Source organism: Brachymonas sp. KE5 (assembly GCF_057773645.1).
In genome coordinates this window covers 1,646,969-1,661,735 of sequence record NZ_CM173463.1, presented here as the reverse complement: position 1 = coordinate 1,661,735, position 14,767 = coordinate 1,646,969, and the positions used below count along the sequence as shown (strand labels likewise).

Below are 14,767 nucleotides of genomic sequence, written 5' to 3'. Positions count from 1 at the left end.
CAATGTCCTCTTCCTCTTCCCGTCAGCGCCATGCGCTCGTGACCGGCGCCAGCGGCGATCTCGGTTCCGCCATCGCCCGCCGTCTGTCCCAGGCCGGCTGCCATGTCTGGGTGCATGCCAGCAGCCAGCCGGCCCGTGCAGATGCCGTGGTGCAGGCGATCCGCGCGGCAGGCGGCAGTGCCGATCCCGTCGTGTTCGACGTGACCGATGCGGCTGCCGTACAGCAGGCGCTCGCCACCCTGCTGGAGCAGCACCCCATCGACATCCTCGTCAACAACGCCGGCGTGCATGACGACGCCGCCTTCCCCGGCATGACGGCCGCGCAGTGGCAGCGCGTGCTGCAGGTGAATCTGGATGGTTTCTTCCATGTCACACAGCCGCTGACCATGCCCATGGTGCGCCAGCGCTGGGGGCGCATCATCAATATTTCCTCGGTGGCGGCGCTGGCCGGCAACCGTGGGCAGGTGAACTATGCCGCTGCCAAGGGCGGGCTGCAGGCAGCCACCCGCGCGCTGTCGCTGGAACTGGCCAGCCGCAACATCACGGTCAATGCCGTGGCGCCCGGCATCATCGCCGGCAGCATGACCGAAGGCGTGTTCGACGACAAGCTGATCAAGGACATGGTGCCCGCCAAACGCGCCGGCAAGCCGGAAGAGGTGGCTGAACTGGTCGCCTTCCTCGCATCGGACGCAGCTGCCTACATCACCGGCCAGACCATTTCCATCAACGGGGGCCTGTACGCATGAGCGTCGCCAGCGAAGCCCTGTCCGGGGTGCACAAGAGCGAACTGCTGCTGTTCTTCACGCTGCTGCAGCTGTGCGTGATCGTGCTGGCCGGCCGCATTGGTGCCAACCTGGCCTTGCGCTGGGGACAGTCTGCCGCCGTGGGCGAGATCATCATCGGCATTGTTCTCGGCCCGACGCTGTTCGGCTGGCTGTGGCCGGATGCCTTCAATTTCGTGTTCCGCTCCACGCCGGGCGACGCGATGCAGATTCTTTCACAGATAGGGTTAATTCTGCTGATGTTCCAGATCGGGATGGAATTTGAATTCTCCCACCTCGCTGAAAAGGAACATCGGCGCAGCGTGACGCGCATCGCCGTGGCCAGCATGGTGGTGCCGTTCGGCTTCGGCTATGCGCTGGGCTACTGGATGACGCCCATCCTCACGCCACAGGCCAATCCCACGGCAGCGGCTTTGTTCGTGGGCACGGCATTCTCGATCACGGCACTGCCGATCCTGGGGCGCATGCTGATCGAGTTCGACATTGCGCGCAAGCCGCTGGGGGTGATTGCCATCAGCGCGGCCGCCATCAATGACGTGGTGGGCTGGCTGCTGCTGGCGCTGGTGACCATGCTGGCGGTGTCCGGTTTCGATGCCGCGCAATTCGGCTCCACCCTGGCGCTGCTGGTGCTGTACGTGGCAGTGTGCTGGTGGGGCGTGCGGCCCTTGCTGCGCTGGTGTGTGCGCCACCTGGGCGGGGGCGAAGACTGGAGCAACAACCTGCTGGGCGTGATTCTGGTGCTGGTGTTCCTCAGTGCCATCGTGACCTACAAGCTGGGCATTTTTGCCATCTTCGGCGGCTTCATGCTGGGGGTGCTGCTGCACGACCAGCCGCAATTCGTGGAAGCCTGGCGGCGTCACATCGGGCAGTTCGTCAACGTGTTCTTTCTGCCGATTTTTTTCACCTACACCGGGCTGCGCACCGACATCGGCGGGCTGGACAGTCTGGGCCTGTGGGGCTGGTGTGCCATCGTGGTGCTGGCCGCCTGCATCGGCAAGTATCTGCCGTCCTACCTGGCCGCGCGTTCAGCCGGCATGTCGCACGGGGAGTCGCAGATCGTCGGCGTGATGATGAACACGCGCGCACTGATGGAGCTGATCGTGATCAACATCGGCTACGACCTGGGCGTGATCTCGAAGAACGTGTTCACCATGCTGGTCATCATGGCGATCGTGAGCACGGTGATCACCACGCCGGTGTTGCGGCATTACCTGCCGAAGCTGGGCTACCGGCAGGTGAAGACCCATGTGCCGGAGGAAGTGACGGCGGACTAGCGCTCAACGCGCCAGCTTGCGCCAGATCAGCAGCGGCAGCCGCAGCACAAACCCCAGGAACAGCCGCGTGTGCATCCAGGTGAGCAGGGTGTTGTCGCGCAAATACTTGAAGTGCGACACGCCGCCTTCGCTGGCCTGGAAGTAGCGCACCGGTGCATCGATATTCAGCGCAGGCACGCCGCTCCACGACAGGCGCACCACCGCCTCCGGGTCGAAATCGAAGCGGCGCATCCAGCGCTGCCGCTGCATGATGCGTGCCAGCGGGGCAATCGGATAGACGCGAAAGCCGTATAGCGAGTCGCCGATGCCGTTCCACAGCGTTTCCAGGTTGGCCCAGAAATTGGACACCTTGCGCCCGTTCACGCGCAGGCGCGGCGCGCCGGCATCGAACACCGGCTTGCCCAGCACCATGGCCTCCGGCTGTTGCTGCGACTGCTGCATGAATGCCGGAATCAGGTGCGCAGGGTGCTGGCCGTCCGAATCCATGGTCAGCGCATGGGTGAAGCCTTCCTGGGCCGCGCGGCGCAGGCCGTGCAGCACGGCAGAGCCCTTGCCGCTGTTCTGCGGCAGCACCAGCACCTTCAGCCCGCTGTCCTCGTCCGCCATGCGCTGCAGCAGGGCGGCGCTGCCATCGGTGCTGCCATCCACCACCACCCAGACCGGATTCCACTGCGCACGCGCGCCCAGCACGGTTTCGCGCACTTTCGGCCCGGGGTTGTAGCTCGGGATCAGCACCAGATGGGTGCGTGAAGGCAGGGGCGCGCCGGCAGCGCTCGGGGTATCAGACATGGCTGGAACTGGAAGGGGCTGCGAAATGTTCGCGCATGTCCTGCTCGAACTGGCGGGCGATGTCGGCCGCCACCTGCTCGCCCGGCGCCTCGATGCGCTGGCCCAGCCGCATAGTGACGACCAGCGGCAGCACCGGCGGCTTGAACAGCGGCCAGCCCTTGCCCAGGTACGGCGTGCTCATCTCGATGAATACCTGCTGCATGGGCGCAGGCGCGCGCTGCGCCATGATGGCGCTGGCCGGGCTGCAGGGGTTGATCGGCCACTGCGAGGTGCGCGTGCCTTCGGGAAAGATCACCAGATGCGCATCGCGCCGCAACTCGTCGCAGGCCTGGCGGACCATCTGCATTGGCGAGGCGTTGCTGACGTAATGCGCCAGCCGCGTGGCGGCGCCGAACAGGATGTTCTGCTGCAACGAGGCCTTCATCACGCACACCGTATTGGGCAGCTGCGACATGAACAGGATGGCGTCGAGCAGGGAAGGGTGGTTGGCCACGACGACCAGCGCGCGCTCCTGCCGCAGCTGTTGCAGCGCGCTCAGGTCCAGCCGCACAAAGCAGAGGCTGCGCAGGATCCAGGTGTAGAGGCGTGTGCCGGCAAAGATCGCGCCGCGGCCGATGCGGCGACGCAGCGTGCCCGGCAGCGGCAACAGGCCCACCAGCATGGCAAACGGATACCAGGTGAGGCAGATCGCCGCCAGCGAGACGAGGCCGATCACCATGGCCACCGGCGCATACAGGCGCAGCAGGGGATTTCCGGCACTGGCAGGGGCTGAAGCGGAGCGGTGCGGGGGATGGTCGGGCTGCTGCGGCGCGGACATGCAAGAAGGAGGAAAAAATCCGTGCAAGTGATCACGGAACAGTGCTGCGAGGCATTGTAATGCGTCCTTTCGACCAAACCTGTTCTCTTCCGGCACAGGCTTTCTGCGTCACAATAGCGCACCACGCACGTTGCCGGAGCAACTGTTGCCGGAACACATCGAGAGACCAGAGACAAGCCATGACCGCTTCCACGCCCATTCCCATCAGCAAGGAGTTTGACTACCCGTTGCAGAACGCAGAAGGCGTCACATGCACCGCCCACGCCTGGGCCAAGGTGCCGCCGCAGCTGAACAAGGCCGAGCGCGATGCGCTGATGCAGAAAAGCGCCGAGCTGCTGAAGGCGCGCAATGCCGTGCTGGTGGCGCACTACTACGTGGATGGCGATTTGCAGGATCTGGCGCTGGCCACGGGCGGCTGTGTATCCGATTCGCTCGAAATGGCGCGCTTCGGCCGCGACCATGAGGCACAGACGCTGGTCGTGGCCGGCGTGCGCTTCATGGGCGAGAGTGCCAAGATCCTGAGCCCGGAAAAAACCGTGCTGATGCCAGATCTGGACGCGACCTGTTCGCTCGATCTGGGCTGCCCGATCGACGAATTCAGCGCCTTCTGTGATGCCCACCCGGATCGCAAGGTGGTGGTTTATGCCAACACCAGCGCGGCGGTGAAGGCGCGTGCCGACTGGATGGTGACCAGCTCCTGTGCGCTCGCCATCGTCAACCACCTGAAGGACAAGGGCGAGAAAATCCTGTGGGCGCCCGATCGCCATTTGGGCAAGTACATCCAGCAGCAGACCGGCGCGGACATGCTGATGTGGCAGGGTGCCTGCATCGTGCACGACGAATTCAAGGGCCTGGAGCTGGATCTGCTGTGCAAGCAGTATCCGGGCGCCAAAATCCTGGTACATCCCGAATCGCCCACCAGCGTGGTGCAGCAGGCTGACGTGGTTGGTTCCACCTCGCAGCTGCTCAAGGCCGTGATCGACGGTGCCGAGGGCGAAACCTTCATCGTTGCCACCGACAACGGCATCATGCACCGCATGCGCCAGCTGGCACCCGGCAAGACGCTGATCGAGGCGCCTACCGCCGGCAACAGCGCTACCTGCAAGAGCTGCGCGCACTGCCCCTGGATGGCCATGAACGCGCTGCAGGGCGTGGTCGATTGCCTGGAGCAGGGCAGCGGCGAGGTATTTGTCGACCCCGAGGTGGGCCGCAAGGCAGCGGGCTGCATTACGCGCATGCTGGATTTTGTCAAGGAGCACCCTGAGGCGCTGGTCGTCAAGGACGGCGGACGTCTGGCGGGCATGACGCCCGGCATCGGCGCCGCCTGATTTTCTACCTGATCTGCTGTAGCCCATCATGTTTGAATTCAACGAATCCCTCGACGAAGCCCGCATCCGCAATATCCGCGATGCCCTCACGGAAGACATCGGTGTCTGCGACTGGACCGGCCAGCTGGTTCCGGTTCCCAAGCCGGTGACAGCTCGCGTGCTGGTGCGGGAAGAGGCCGTGCTGTGCGGCCGTGCCTGGTTCGAGGGCTGCATGCGCGGGGTCGATCCGGACCTGACGCTGGAGTGGCACTACGAGGAAGGCGACCGGATGGCCGCCAACACCGATGTCTGCCACATCCGCGGCGAGGCGCGTTCCATCTTTACCGCCGAGCGCGCGGCGCTCAACTTCCTGCAACTGCTCAGTGGTACCGCGACGCTCACGCGCCGCTATGTGGATGCGATTGCCGGCGTGTCGGAGAAGGGCTGTGCCGTGCTGGACACGCGCAAGACCATTCCCGGCCTGCGCCAGGCGCAGAAATACGCCGTGCGTGTCGGTGGCGGCCAGAACCAGCGTATGGCGCTGTGGCATGGCATCCTGATCAAGGAGAACCACATCGCCGCCGCTGGAGGCATTCCGCAGGTGCTGGACAACGCCCGCGCGCTCGATGCCGGCGTGGAGATCCAGATCGAGGTCGAAAACCTCGACCAGCTGCAGCAGGCGCTGGAGGCCGGTGCCACCAGTGTGCTGCTGGACAACTTCACCCTGCAGGCCATGCGCGACGCCGTGGCGCTGACGGCCGGCCGCGCTCTGCTGGAAGCCTCGGGTGGCGTGCAGCTGGATACCATGCGCGAGATCGCCGCGACCGGTGTTGACCGCATTTCCATCGGCAAGCTGACCAAGGACGTGGTGGCCACCGATTACTCTCTGCGTATCGTCGGCTGACGGCAGGAGCGCCCTGCAACGTTTAGGCGTTTTCCCTGAGTGGTGGCGTGCGAGCCACAGCCGCCTGTGCCGGCTGCAAGAAAATTTGTCAGTTTCGTTAAAGGTTTCCCCTAAAATTGCCGCTTCTCCGGTCAGGCCCCCATCCGGCCCGGCTGGCATAACGACCGATGGCGTCCCGTGATCCGGCCGCCATCCAGGGAGGCTTTCTGATGATGGATTCGATCAAGCATTTCATCCGGCATGGTTCGCTGGTGACGCAAATTTTCATGGGCCTGATGGTGGGCATTGCGCTCGCCATCCTGTGGCCCGATGCAGCCCGGGCCACGATTCTGTTCGGCACGCTGTTCGTGGGGGCGCTCAAGGCTGTGGCACCGCTGCTGGTATTTGTGCTGGTGATGTCCTCCATCGCCAACCATGAAAAAGGCGTGCAGACCAATATGCGCACCGTGCTGGTCCTGTATGCAGTCGGCACCTTTGCCGCCGCCCTGGTCGCGGCCGGCGGCAGCTTCCTGTTCCCGATGGAGCTGACCTTCAAGCCTGTCACCGAAGAGCTCTCGCCCCCGGGCAACGTGATCCAGGTGTTGAAGAACCTGGTGCTGAGCATGGTCGACAACCCGTTCAAGGCCCTGATGAATGCCAACTACATCGGTGTGCTGACCTGGGCCATCGTGCTCGGCCTGGGCCTGCGCCATGCCGATCGCGCCACGCACAGAATCCTGGTCGACGTCTCCGATGCCGTCTCTTGGGTGGTGCGTCTGGTGATCCGCTTCGCGCCGTTCGGCGTGATGGGTCTGGTGGCCGACTCCGTGCTGACTTCCGGCTGGGATGTGCTGGTGCATTATCTGACCCTGCTGGGGCTGCTGATCGGCTGCATGCTGGTGGTGGCGCTGGTGGTGAACCCCATCATCGTTGCCGTCATGACGCGCCGCAATCCCTTCCCGCTGGTCTTCACGTGCCTGCGCGAGAGCGGCGTGACGGCCTTCTTCACGCGCAGCTCGGCGGCCAACATTCCGGTAAACATGGAGCTGGCCAAGCGTCTGGGCCTGAACCGCGACACCTACGCCATTTCGCTGCCGCTGGGCGCCACCATCAACATGGCCGGAGCGGCAGTTACCATCAACGTGCTGACACTGGCAGCCGTGCATACCCTGGGCATCCCGGTGGATTTCGGCACCACGTTGCTGCTGTGCGTGGTGGCGTCCATCGCTGCCTGCGGTGTCTCCGGTGTGGCGGGCGGCTCGTTGCTGCTGATCCCGATGGCGTGCAGCCTGTTCGGCATTCCCAACGACATTTCCATGCAGGTCGTTGGTGTCGGCTTCGTGATCGGCGTGCTGCAGGATGCGTTTGAGACGGCGCTGAACTCCTCGACCGACGTGCTGTTCACGGCCGCTGCCGATCCGGTGATGCGCGCCCGCTGAGCGCCTAGCGCTGCGACACCAGCAGCTTGAGTGCCAACCCGGCAAACACCACGCTGGCGCTCCGATTGAGCCAGGTCTGCGCGCTGGCGGAGCGTTGCAGCTTGCGCCCGATGCTCCCGGCCAGCAGGGCCAGCGTGGAAAAGGTCAGTCCGGCCGCGAGGATGAAGATCAATCCCAGCAGAAAGGTCTGAACGGCCACGCTGCCACGCGCGGGATTGCTGAACTGCGGCAGGAAGGCCAGGAAGAACAGAATCACCTTGGGGTTGGTCAGGTTCATGATGACACCGCGCAGCCAGGCCTGCATCGGTGTCATGTCCGGCACCGACGGGCCGCCGCTATCGTCCACCACGCTGGCTGGCGCGTTCCAGGCACCCCAGGCTAGATACAGCAGATAGGCGGCGCCGAGCAGCTTGAGCACCGTAAACGCCGTGGCCGAGGCGGCGAACAAGGCGGCCACGCCCCAGGCCACCGCCAGCGTATGCACGATCAGCCCGCTGCACAGCCCCAGCACCACCCACAGCCCCGCACGCACGCCGCGCAGGGCCGAGAGGGTGATCACGAACAGATTGTCCGGGCCGGGCGAAAGTGCCAGCAGGACGGCGATGCCGAAGAACCCTATGGCGACGTCAGGAGACAGCAGCATGTCCATGCTCAACGCAGCTTCTTGGCCTTCTTGCCGCCGCGCTTGTTCACGTTCTTGAACAGGATGGTCGGGAAGCTGGCCGGCAGCAGATCAGGATAGTCGCGCACATAGTGCAGCCCGCGGCTTTCGTGGCGGCTCATGGCGCTGCGCACGATCAGGTCGGCGCAGTCGACCAGGTTGCGCAGTTCCAGCAGGTCGCGATTGACCTTGAAGTTGGCGTAATAGTCGTCGATCTCGGCTTTCAGCATGTTGATGCGATGTTGTGCACGCTCCAGACGGCGCGTGGTGCGCATGATGCCCACATAGTTCCACATCACCAGGCGCAACTCGTCCCAGTTGTGGGCGATGACCACCTGTTCATCGGCATCCTCCACCTGACTCTCATCCCATTCGGGAAGCTTCGGCTGGCTGGGAATGGCCTTCTGCATGATCATTTCGGCGCAACTCTTGCCCAGCACCACGCATTCGAGCAGCGAGTTGCTGGCCAGACGGTTGGCGCCGTGCAGGCCGGTGTAGGTGGTCTCGCCCACGGCATAAAGGCCGTGCAGATCGCTCTGGCCGTTCAGGTCGGTGACCACGCCGCCGCAGGTATAGTGTGCGGCCGGCACGACCGGGATCGGATCCTTGGCAATATCGATGCCCAGCTCCATGCAGCGCTGGTAGATGGTGGGGAAGTGTTCCTTCAGGAAAGCCTCGCCCAGATGGGTGGCATCCAGCAGCACATGGTCCAGGCCGTGCTTCTTGATCTCGAAGTCGATGGCGCGGGCCACGATGTCGCGCGGTGCCAGCTCGGCGCGCGGGTCGTGCGCCGGCATGAAGCGCTCGGTGTGGATGTTGCCATCCGCATCCTTGAGCGGCAGCTTGAGCAGGCCGCCTTCGCCGCGCAGTGCCTCGGTGATCAGGAAATTGCGCTCCAGCGGGTGATACAGGCAGGTCGGGTGGAACTGGATGAACTCCATGTTGCCGATGCGGCAACCGGCGCGCCAGGCCATGGCGATGCCGTCGCCGGTGGAGGTTTCCGGGTTGGTGGTGTAGCGGTAGACCTTCCCCACGCCGCCGCTGGCCAGCACCACGGCACGCCCGGGAATCGTCAGCACCTTGCCTTCGTCGATGTTGAGCACATACACGCCGTAGCAGTTCTTGATCGGGTGCTGGCCGGCATCGCCCAGGTGCTTGTCCGTAATCACGTCGATCGCCATCCAGCGCTCGTGCAGAGTGATGTTGGGGTGCTTGCGCACGGCATCGAGCAGCGCTTCGTGGATGGCCTTGCCGGTGGCATCGGCCGCGTGGGCGATGCGGCGCACGGTGTGGCCGCCTTCACGCGTCAGGTGCAGACCGAGCGGGCCGCTCGGGTCGTGGGTGAACGGAACGCCTTGCTGTACCAGCCATTCAATGGCCTCGGCACTGTTTTCGGCAATGAAGCGGGCCGTGTCTTCATCCACGATGCCGGCGCCGGCTTCCTGGGTGTCGTGCACATGGCTTTCGATGCTGTCATCGGCGCCGAGTACGCCGACGATACCGCCCTGGGCGCGCGTGGTGGCGGATTCCTCCACCTTGCGCTTGGCAATCATGATGACGGGAACGCTGGGCGCCAGATGCAGGGCCACGGCCAGGCCCGCAAGCCCGGCGCCCACGATGACGACGGGGAGGGCAGATTGATCGCCGGTGGAGGAGATGGAAATTTCAGGGGAGGACATGGGGCAAATCAGGAAAGCGGACAGTGGCCGCACTCCTTGCGGGAGCCATGGCCGCCTGTCCGGAAAACTCAGGAATCAGGCGGCTCGTAGCCTTCCTCTTCGGTGCCGGGCTTTTGCTCCATGCGGTAGCTTTCGCTGGCCCAGGCACCCAGGTCGATTTTCTTGCACCGTTCGCTGCAGAACGGGCGGTAGGGGTTGGAAGGCGCATAGACGCTGTCGCCGCCGCATTGCGGGCAGACGACGATCTTGGCCGGCGCGACTTCCTGGGGTGGGGTCGATGCAGCCATGGCGACTTCAGGCGCAGAGGGTGAGCTGGAAATCGATGTCGGCCGGATGCAGGGCCAGATGGCCTTCGGCATCCTCGCGCATCATGCGCACGGCCACCATCAGGTGGTTGGCGCTGATCTCGGGCACGACGCGGCGGTTCGGGTCGATGCTCAGGCGCAGCAGCTGGAAGTTGCGGTTCTGCGGCAGGTTCCGCTGGAACTGGCCGTTCGATGCGCTGACCTTCTGCGTATGGCCGCTGTTGCGCAGCAGCGAGAGCAGCATGCGCACGCTGTCTTCCACCGCCTTGAAGGCGCCGATCCAGCCCTTGAGCGCGTACTGGCGCTGGCTCTCGGGCAGATGCAGCCAGGCGTGGTAGGCCGGCAGGTCGAATTCGCAGGTGCCGCCGGGAATCGCCGCGCGGCTGCGGATGGTCATCAGCCAGTCGTTGTCGGTGAGCGGCTGGCCGATCTTGCCGGTCATCTGCTCCAGCCGCTGGAAGCAGTCTTCCGCGGTGCGGATCATCTGGTTCAGCATGGATTCTTCCACCGCCGGATTGCCGCGGTAGCCGGCCAGGTGCTGCTTCTGGCGATCCAGATCGCGCATGATCTCGCCTTTCAGGTCGGAGCGGCTGGAGACTTCCAGCAACTCGAACAGCGTGATCAGGGCAAAGTGGTGGTCGATGGCCGTGGTGCGGGCGGCGAGTTCGTTGAACCGGTCGAGCAGGCGCTCCATCCGCAGATAGGTGCGAATGCGTTCATTGAAGGGGTATTCGAACAAGATCACGCGGCGTTTCCTTTGGGGCCAATGATAAGGTGGAAATGGCGCGCCAGGGCCTGCACCTGTGCGCGCAAACGCTCCAGCGTGATGTTGCTGCCGTTCTGCACCACGGCATCGGCGATGGCGTGGCGCTGCTGCCGCGTGGCCTGGCTGGCGATGATGCCTTCCACCGCCTCGCGCGCGAGCTGGTTGCGGCGCATCACGCGGGCGATCTGCGTGTCGGTGTCGCAATCGACCACGATCACCTGCTGCAGGCGCTTGCGCCAGTGGCTGGATTCGGTAAGCAGCGGGATGTCATAGAGCACCACGCGCGCCTGCTGGTGGATGGCTTGCGCCGCGCTGTCCTGGATCTGCTGCAGCACCAGCGGGTGCACGATGGCCTCGAGCTGGCGCTTGGCATCGGGCTGGGCAAACACCAGTTCACGCATGGCGTTGCGGTCCAGCGCGCCGTCGGGCTGGATGAAGCGGTCGCCAAAGGTCTGGCGTATGGGCGTAATGGCGGCGCCTCCCGCGGCGGTGGTGGCGCGCGAAATGGCGTCGGCGTCGATAAGGAACGCCCCATGGTGCTGGAACAGCTCGGCCACCGTGCTCTTGCCGCTGCCGATGCCACCGGTCAGGCCGATATGCCAGGTGTGCATGTGTCGTGTCTCCCGCGTCTGCGGATGGTTCTTGTGCGGGCCGTCCTGCTGCGGGCGGCGCATGCTGCAAATATAACTGCTAGCGGGCCTGTGCCAGCAATTGCAGCAGCCAGTTGCTGCCCATAATCCATCCGAGTGCGCCGCCCAAGGCCAGAAAGGGGCCAAACGGCAGCTGTCCCTGTTCGCCCAAGCGACCGTAGAATTTCAGCATCAGACCGACGACGAGGCCGCTGACCGAGGCCACCAGCAACACGGGAAGCAGGGCAGGCCAGCCCAGCCAGGCGCCGATGGCTGCATACAGCTTGAAATCGCCGTGGCCCATGCCTTCCCTGCCGGTGAGGTGCAGGAAGATCTCGTACACAAGACGCAAGCTGGCATAGCCGATGGCGGCTCCCCAGACGGCTTGCGGCAAGGGGGTGCCCGTGAGCCCTGTTGCTGCGGCCAGCAGGCCGGCCCAGAGCAGGGGAAGGGTCAGGCTGTCGGGCAGGTAAGTGGTGGCCCAATCGATCAGTGCCAGGCTGAGCAGGATGGCGCCAAAGAAGAACCAGGCCAGCGCCGGCCATGTCAGGCCGTAGCGCCACGCGCAGTAAGCCGCCAGTGCGGCAGAGGACAGTTCCACCAGCGGATAGCGGGGCGAAATCCTTGCCTGGCAATGCGCACAGCGACCGCGCAGCCACAGGTAGCCGAGCAGGGGGATGTTCTCGAACCAGCGCAGCGGGGTGTTGCAGGCAGGGCAGTGCGAGGCGGGCAGCCAGAGGTCGAAGCGCTGTGCAGTCTGGTGAGTTGCACGATGCCCTGGCACATCCTGCTGTGCAAGCAGCCATGCGGCATGATCCGCCTCCCAGGCCACTTCCAGCATGCGCGGCAGGCGGTGGATCAGCACATTGAGGAAGCTGCCGACGATCAGTCCCAGCAGGACTGCCAGCAGCCATTGGGGCCAGCCCAGCGGCATCACAGCGCCTGCCCCAGGCTGAATACCGGCAGGTACATCGCCAATATCACGCCGCCCACCAGCAGGCCCAGCACCACCATCAAGACCGGTTCCAGCAAACTGGAAAGACCACGCAGGCCTTCGTCGAGTTCGCTGCCTTCGTAATCGGCCACCTTGGCCAGCATGGTGTCCAGTGCGCCTGATTCCTCGCCGACAGCCGCCATCTGCACCACCAGAAGGGCAAACAGCTGCTGTTCCTCCAGCGCCTGCGAAAAGCTGCGCCCGCCGAGCAGCGCTTGGCGGATACGCAAACTGGCCTGTGCAAACACCAGGTTGCCCGAAGCGCCGGCAACGGCAGGCAGTGCCTCGGCCAGCGGAATGCCGGCAGCAAACAGCGTGGCGAGCGTGCGCGCCCAGCGCGCAGTCACGGCCTTGCGCGCCAGGGGGCCAAGCAGCGGGAGATGCAGCAGCAGACGATCCATGGTGTGCTGCATTGTGGCATGGCGGCGCAGCCCTGCACGAAACGCGAGCACGCTGCCAGCCAAAGCCAGCAGCAGCCAGCCACCCTGCGCCTGCACCCAGCGGCTGGCCTCGATCACCAGCAGGGTGGGCCAGGGCAAGGCGGCGCCGAGCGAGGCAAAGGTCTGTTCGAAGGAGGGAATCACCCACAGCATCAGCGCAGTGACGACAGCGATGGCGACCAGCAGCACGGTGAACGGGTAGAGCAGGGCAGATCGCACTCGGGCACGCAGGGCACAAGCCTGTTCCAGATCCTGGGCCAGGCGTGCCAGCACGGCATCCAGCGTTCCGGAGAGCTCGCCGGCCTCCACCAGGCTGCAGTACAGCGCATCGAAATGGCGTGGGTGCTGGCGCAGCACGCGGTGCAGCGGCTGACCATGTTCCACGCCCTCGCGCACGGTCTGCAGCACACCGGCGAGGGCGGGCGGGCTGCTGCGGCCGGCCAGATCAAGACATTGCAGCAGGGGCACACCGGCACGGTGCATGGTGGCCAGCTGGCGCGTGAAGCGGGCCAGCTCTGCAGCGCTGCTCCGCTGCCTGGCCCAGAATGGCGCGGGACGGATGCGGATCTGCTGCATGCCCTGCCGCAGCAGCCGGGTACGCAGTTCGGCGGGGGAGGCGGCCTGCCAGAGGCCGCGCTGGCGCTGTCCACGCCGGTCTAGCGCCTGCCAGCGGAAGTTGCGCAAGGCAGGCGCAGCATGAAGGGAAACAGCCAGCTTATCCATGTGTGGCAGTGAGCACTTCGGCCAGCGAGGTTGCGCCCTGCAGAACCTTGTCCAGCCCGGCCTGACGCAGCGAACGCAGTCCTTCGGCGCGTGCCTGCGTCTCCAGGGCAGTCAGCGGGGCATCGGCCAGCATCAGGGTGCGCAGCGCATCGCTCACCGGCATCACCTGGAAAATGCCGGTGCGCCCGCGGTAGCCATTGCTGCACGCCGGGCAGCCCACCGGGCGATAAGCCAGGCGGGGCCCGTCAACCGCCTCCGGTGCAAATCCCGCCGCCAGCATCTGTTCCGGTGACAGCTGCACCGGTTTACGGCATTGCTCGCAAAGGCGCCGTACCAGCCGCTGCGCGCTGACCAGGCTCAGGCTGGCAGCCAGATGGTAGGCCGCCACGCCCATGTGCCGCAGCCGGGTCATGGCGGAGGGGGCATCGTTGGTATGCAGCGTGGATAGCACCAGATGCCCTGTCTGCGCCGCCTTCAGCGCGATATCGGCCGTTTCCAGGTCGCGGATTTCCCCTACCATCAGCACGTCGGGGTCCTGTCGCAGAAAGGCGCGCAGGGCGCTGGCATAGCCCAGCCCGGCTTTCTCGTGCACATTGACCTGGTTGATGCCGGGCAGCGGGATCTCGCAGGGATCCTCCACGCTGGCGATGTTCACGCCGGGCTGGTTGAGCCGTTGCAGGCAAGCGTACAGCGAGAGTGTCTTGCCCGAGCCGGTGGGGCCGGTCACCAGCACCATGCCGTGCGGGCGTGCAATCGCTTCTTCCATCAGGGCCTGGTCGTGCGCCGGATAGCCAAGTTCCTCCAGGGTCAGGCCGACATGCGCGGCATCGAGCACCCGGATCACCACTTTCTCGCCGAACAGTGTCGGCAGCGTGCTCACGCGCAGGTCGACCATGCGCTCCGGTCCCAGGCGGAACTTGATGCGCCCGTCCTGCGGCAAGCGGCGCTCGGAAATGTCGAGCCGGGCCAGTACCTTGATGCGCGCGGCCAGCCGCTCGCGCAGCGCCAGCGGCGGCGCCATGCGTTCCTGCAGTACGCCATCGATGCGGAAACGCACGCGGTAGCGGTCCTCGTAAGGCTCGAAATGCAGGTCGGAACTGCGCAGGGCAATGGCCTGTTCGAGCAAGTCGTGCAGCAGCGTGACGACCGAGGCTTCGTCGGAGTCGGAAGCGGCTGCAGGCACGATGGACGGTCCCGGGGCGCTGCGATGGGGAAACAGGGGCTGGGCTTGCATGATACCCAATAAATATACTATAAAAGTAGTAATATTTTAACAAAA

The 14,767-nt window shown here is 65.0% G+C and carries 14 protein-coding genes and 1 pseudogene; 5 read left to right on the top strand and 10 right to left on the bottom strand.

Annotated elements, in window-relative coordinates:
• Positions 1–2: 2 nt before the first annotated feature.
• Both fabG and ACX36O_RS07955 read left to right on the top strand, forming a co-directional pair.
• On the top strand, positions 3–746 hold the full coding sequence (gene fabG / locus ACX36O_RS07960) for a 3-oxoacyl-ACP reductase FabG (RefSeq protein ID WP_213360850.1): 744 nt from the start codon (positions 3–5) through the stop codon (positions 744–746).
• The gene (locus ACX36O_RS07955) at positions 743–2,056 is read left to right on the top strand and encodes a cation:proton antiporter (RefSeq protein ID WP_213360848.1); all 1,314 of its coding nucleotides are present in this window, start codon (positions 743–745) and stop codon (positions 2,054–2,056) included. The genes fabG and ACX36O_RS07955 overlap by 4 nt, the downstream gene beginning before the upstream one ends.
• Before the next feature lie 3 nt (positions 2,057–2,059).
• Here ACX36O_RS07955 and ACX36O_RS07950 read toward each other — a convergent pair whose 3' ends face one another.
• Entirely contained in the window at positions 2,060–2,845 is a 786-nt protein-coding gene (locus tag ACX36O_RS07950; protein WP_213360847.1) for a glycosyltransferase family 2 protein, read from the bottom strand.
• Complete coding sequence (locus ACX36O_RS07945; protein ID WP_213360845.1) at positions 2,838–3,662, bottom strand: lysophospholipid acyltransferase family protein; 825 nt, start codon at positions 3,660–3,662, stop codon at positions 2,838–2,840. Before ACX36O_RS07945 ends, ACX36O_RS07950 begins: the two co-directional genes overlap by 8 nt.
• Positions 3,663–3,841: 179 nt before the next feature.
• On the opposite strand from ACX36O_RS07945, the gene nadA reads away from it, so the two are divergent.
• The 3 genes from nadA (at position 3,842) to sstT (ending at position 7,291) form a co-directional block, all read left to right on the top strand.
• Positions 3,842–4,990, top strand: a complete 1,149-nt coding sequence (gene nadA / locus ACX36O_RS07940) for a quinolinate synthase NadA (RefSeq protein WP_488359645.1) — start codon at positions 3,842–3,844, stop codon at positions 4,988–4,990.
• Between the two features lie 28 nt (positions 4,991–5,018).
• Positions 5,019–5,873 carry a carboxylating nicotinate-nucleotide diphosphorylase gene (gene nadC / locus ACX36O_RS07935; RefSeq protein WP_213360841.1) on the top strand — a complete coding sequence of 285 codons (855 nt, stop codon included), beginning with the start codon at positions 5,019–5,021 and terminating at the stop codon, positions 5,871–5,873.
• 209 nt (positions 5,874–6,082) lie between these two features.
• Positions 6,083–7,291 (top strand): serine/threonine transporter SstT, encoded by a 1,209-nt coding sequence (gene sstT / locus ACX36O_RS07930; protein ID WP_213360840.1) that lies wholly within the window; start codon positions 6,083–6,085, stop codon positions 7,289–7,291.
• Positions 7,292–7,295: 4 nt separating this feature from the next.
• Here sstT and ACX36O_RS07925 read toward each other — a convergent pair whose 3' ends face one another.
• The 8 genes and pseudogenes from ACX36O_RS07925 to ACX36O_RS07890 all read right to left on the bottom strand — a co-directional run.
• Complete coding sequence (locus ACX36O_RS07925; protein ID WP_250131010.1) at positions 7,296–7,934, bottom strand: LysE family translocator; 639 nt, start codon at positions 7,932–7,934, stop codon at positions 7,296–7,298.
• A gap of 8 nt (positions 7,935–7,942) precedes the next feature.
• On the bottom strand, positions 7,943–9,631 hold the full coding sequence (gene nadB / locus ACX36O_RS07920; protein ID WP_213360838.1) for an L-aspartate oxidase: 1,689 nt from the start codon (positions 9,629–9,631) through the stop codon (positions 7,943–7,945).
• Between the two features lie 68 nt (positions 9,632–9,699).
• Positions 9,700–9,918, bottom strand: a complete 219-nt coding sequence (locus tag ACX36O_RS07915) for a DNA gyrase inhibitor YacG (protein WP_213360837.1) — start codon at positions 9,916–9,918, stop codon at positions 9,700–9,702.
• Between the two features lie 7 nt (positions 9,919–9,925).
• Complete coding sequence (gene zapD / locus ACX36O_RS07910) at positions 9,926–10,681, bottom strand: cell division protein ZapD (protein ID WP_488359644.1); 756 nt, start codon at positions 10,679–10,681, stop codon at positions 9,926–9,928.
• A complete protein-coding gene (coaE, locus tag ACX36O_RS07905; RefSeq protein WP_213360835.1) occupies positions 10,678–11,313 on the bottom strand; it encodes a dephospho-CoA kinase in 636 nt (211 codons plus the stop codon). Before coaE ends, zapD begins: the two co-directional genes overlap by 4 nt.
• A 79-nt stretch (positions 11,314–11,392) precedes the next feature.
• The gene (locus tag ACX36O_RS07900; RefSeq protein WP_213360834.1) at positions 11,393–12,265 is read right to left on the bottom strand and encodes a prepilin peptidase; all 873 of its coding nucleotides are present in this window, start codon (positions 12,263–12,265) and stop codon (positions 11,393–11,395) included.
• Positions 12,265–13,488: a type II secretion system F family protein gene (locus ACX36O_RS07895; protein WP_213360833.1), complete on the bottom strand. Its 1,224-nt coding sequence runs from the start codon at positions 13,486–13,488 to the stop codon at positions 12,265–12,267. Before ACX36O_RS07895 ends, ACX36O_RS07900 begins: the two co-directional genes overlap by 1 nt.
• Positions 13,481–14,662: pseudogene (locus tag ACX36O_RS07890) on the bottom strand (GspE/PulE family protein); the annotation flags it as partial. The gene ACX36O_RS07895 and the pseudogene ACX36O_RS07890, both read right to left, overlap by 8 nt.
• Between the last annotated feature and the right edge of the window lie 105 nt (positions 14,663–14,767).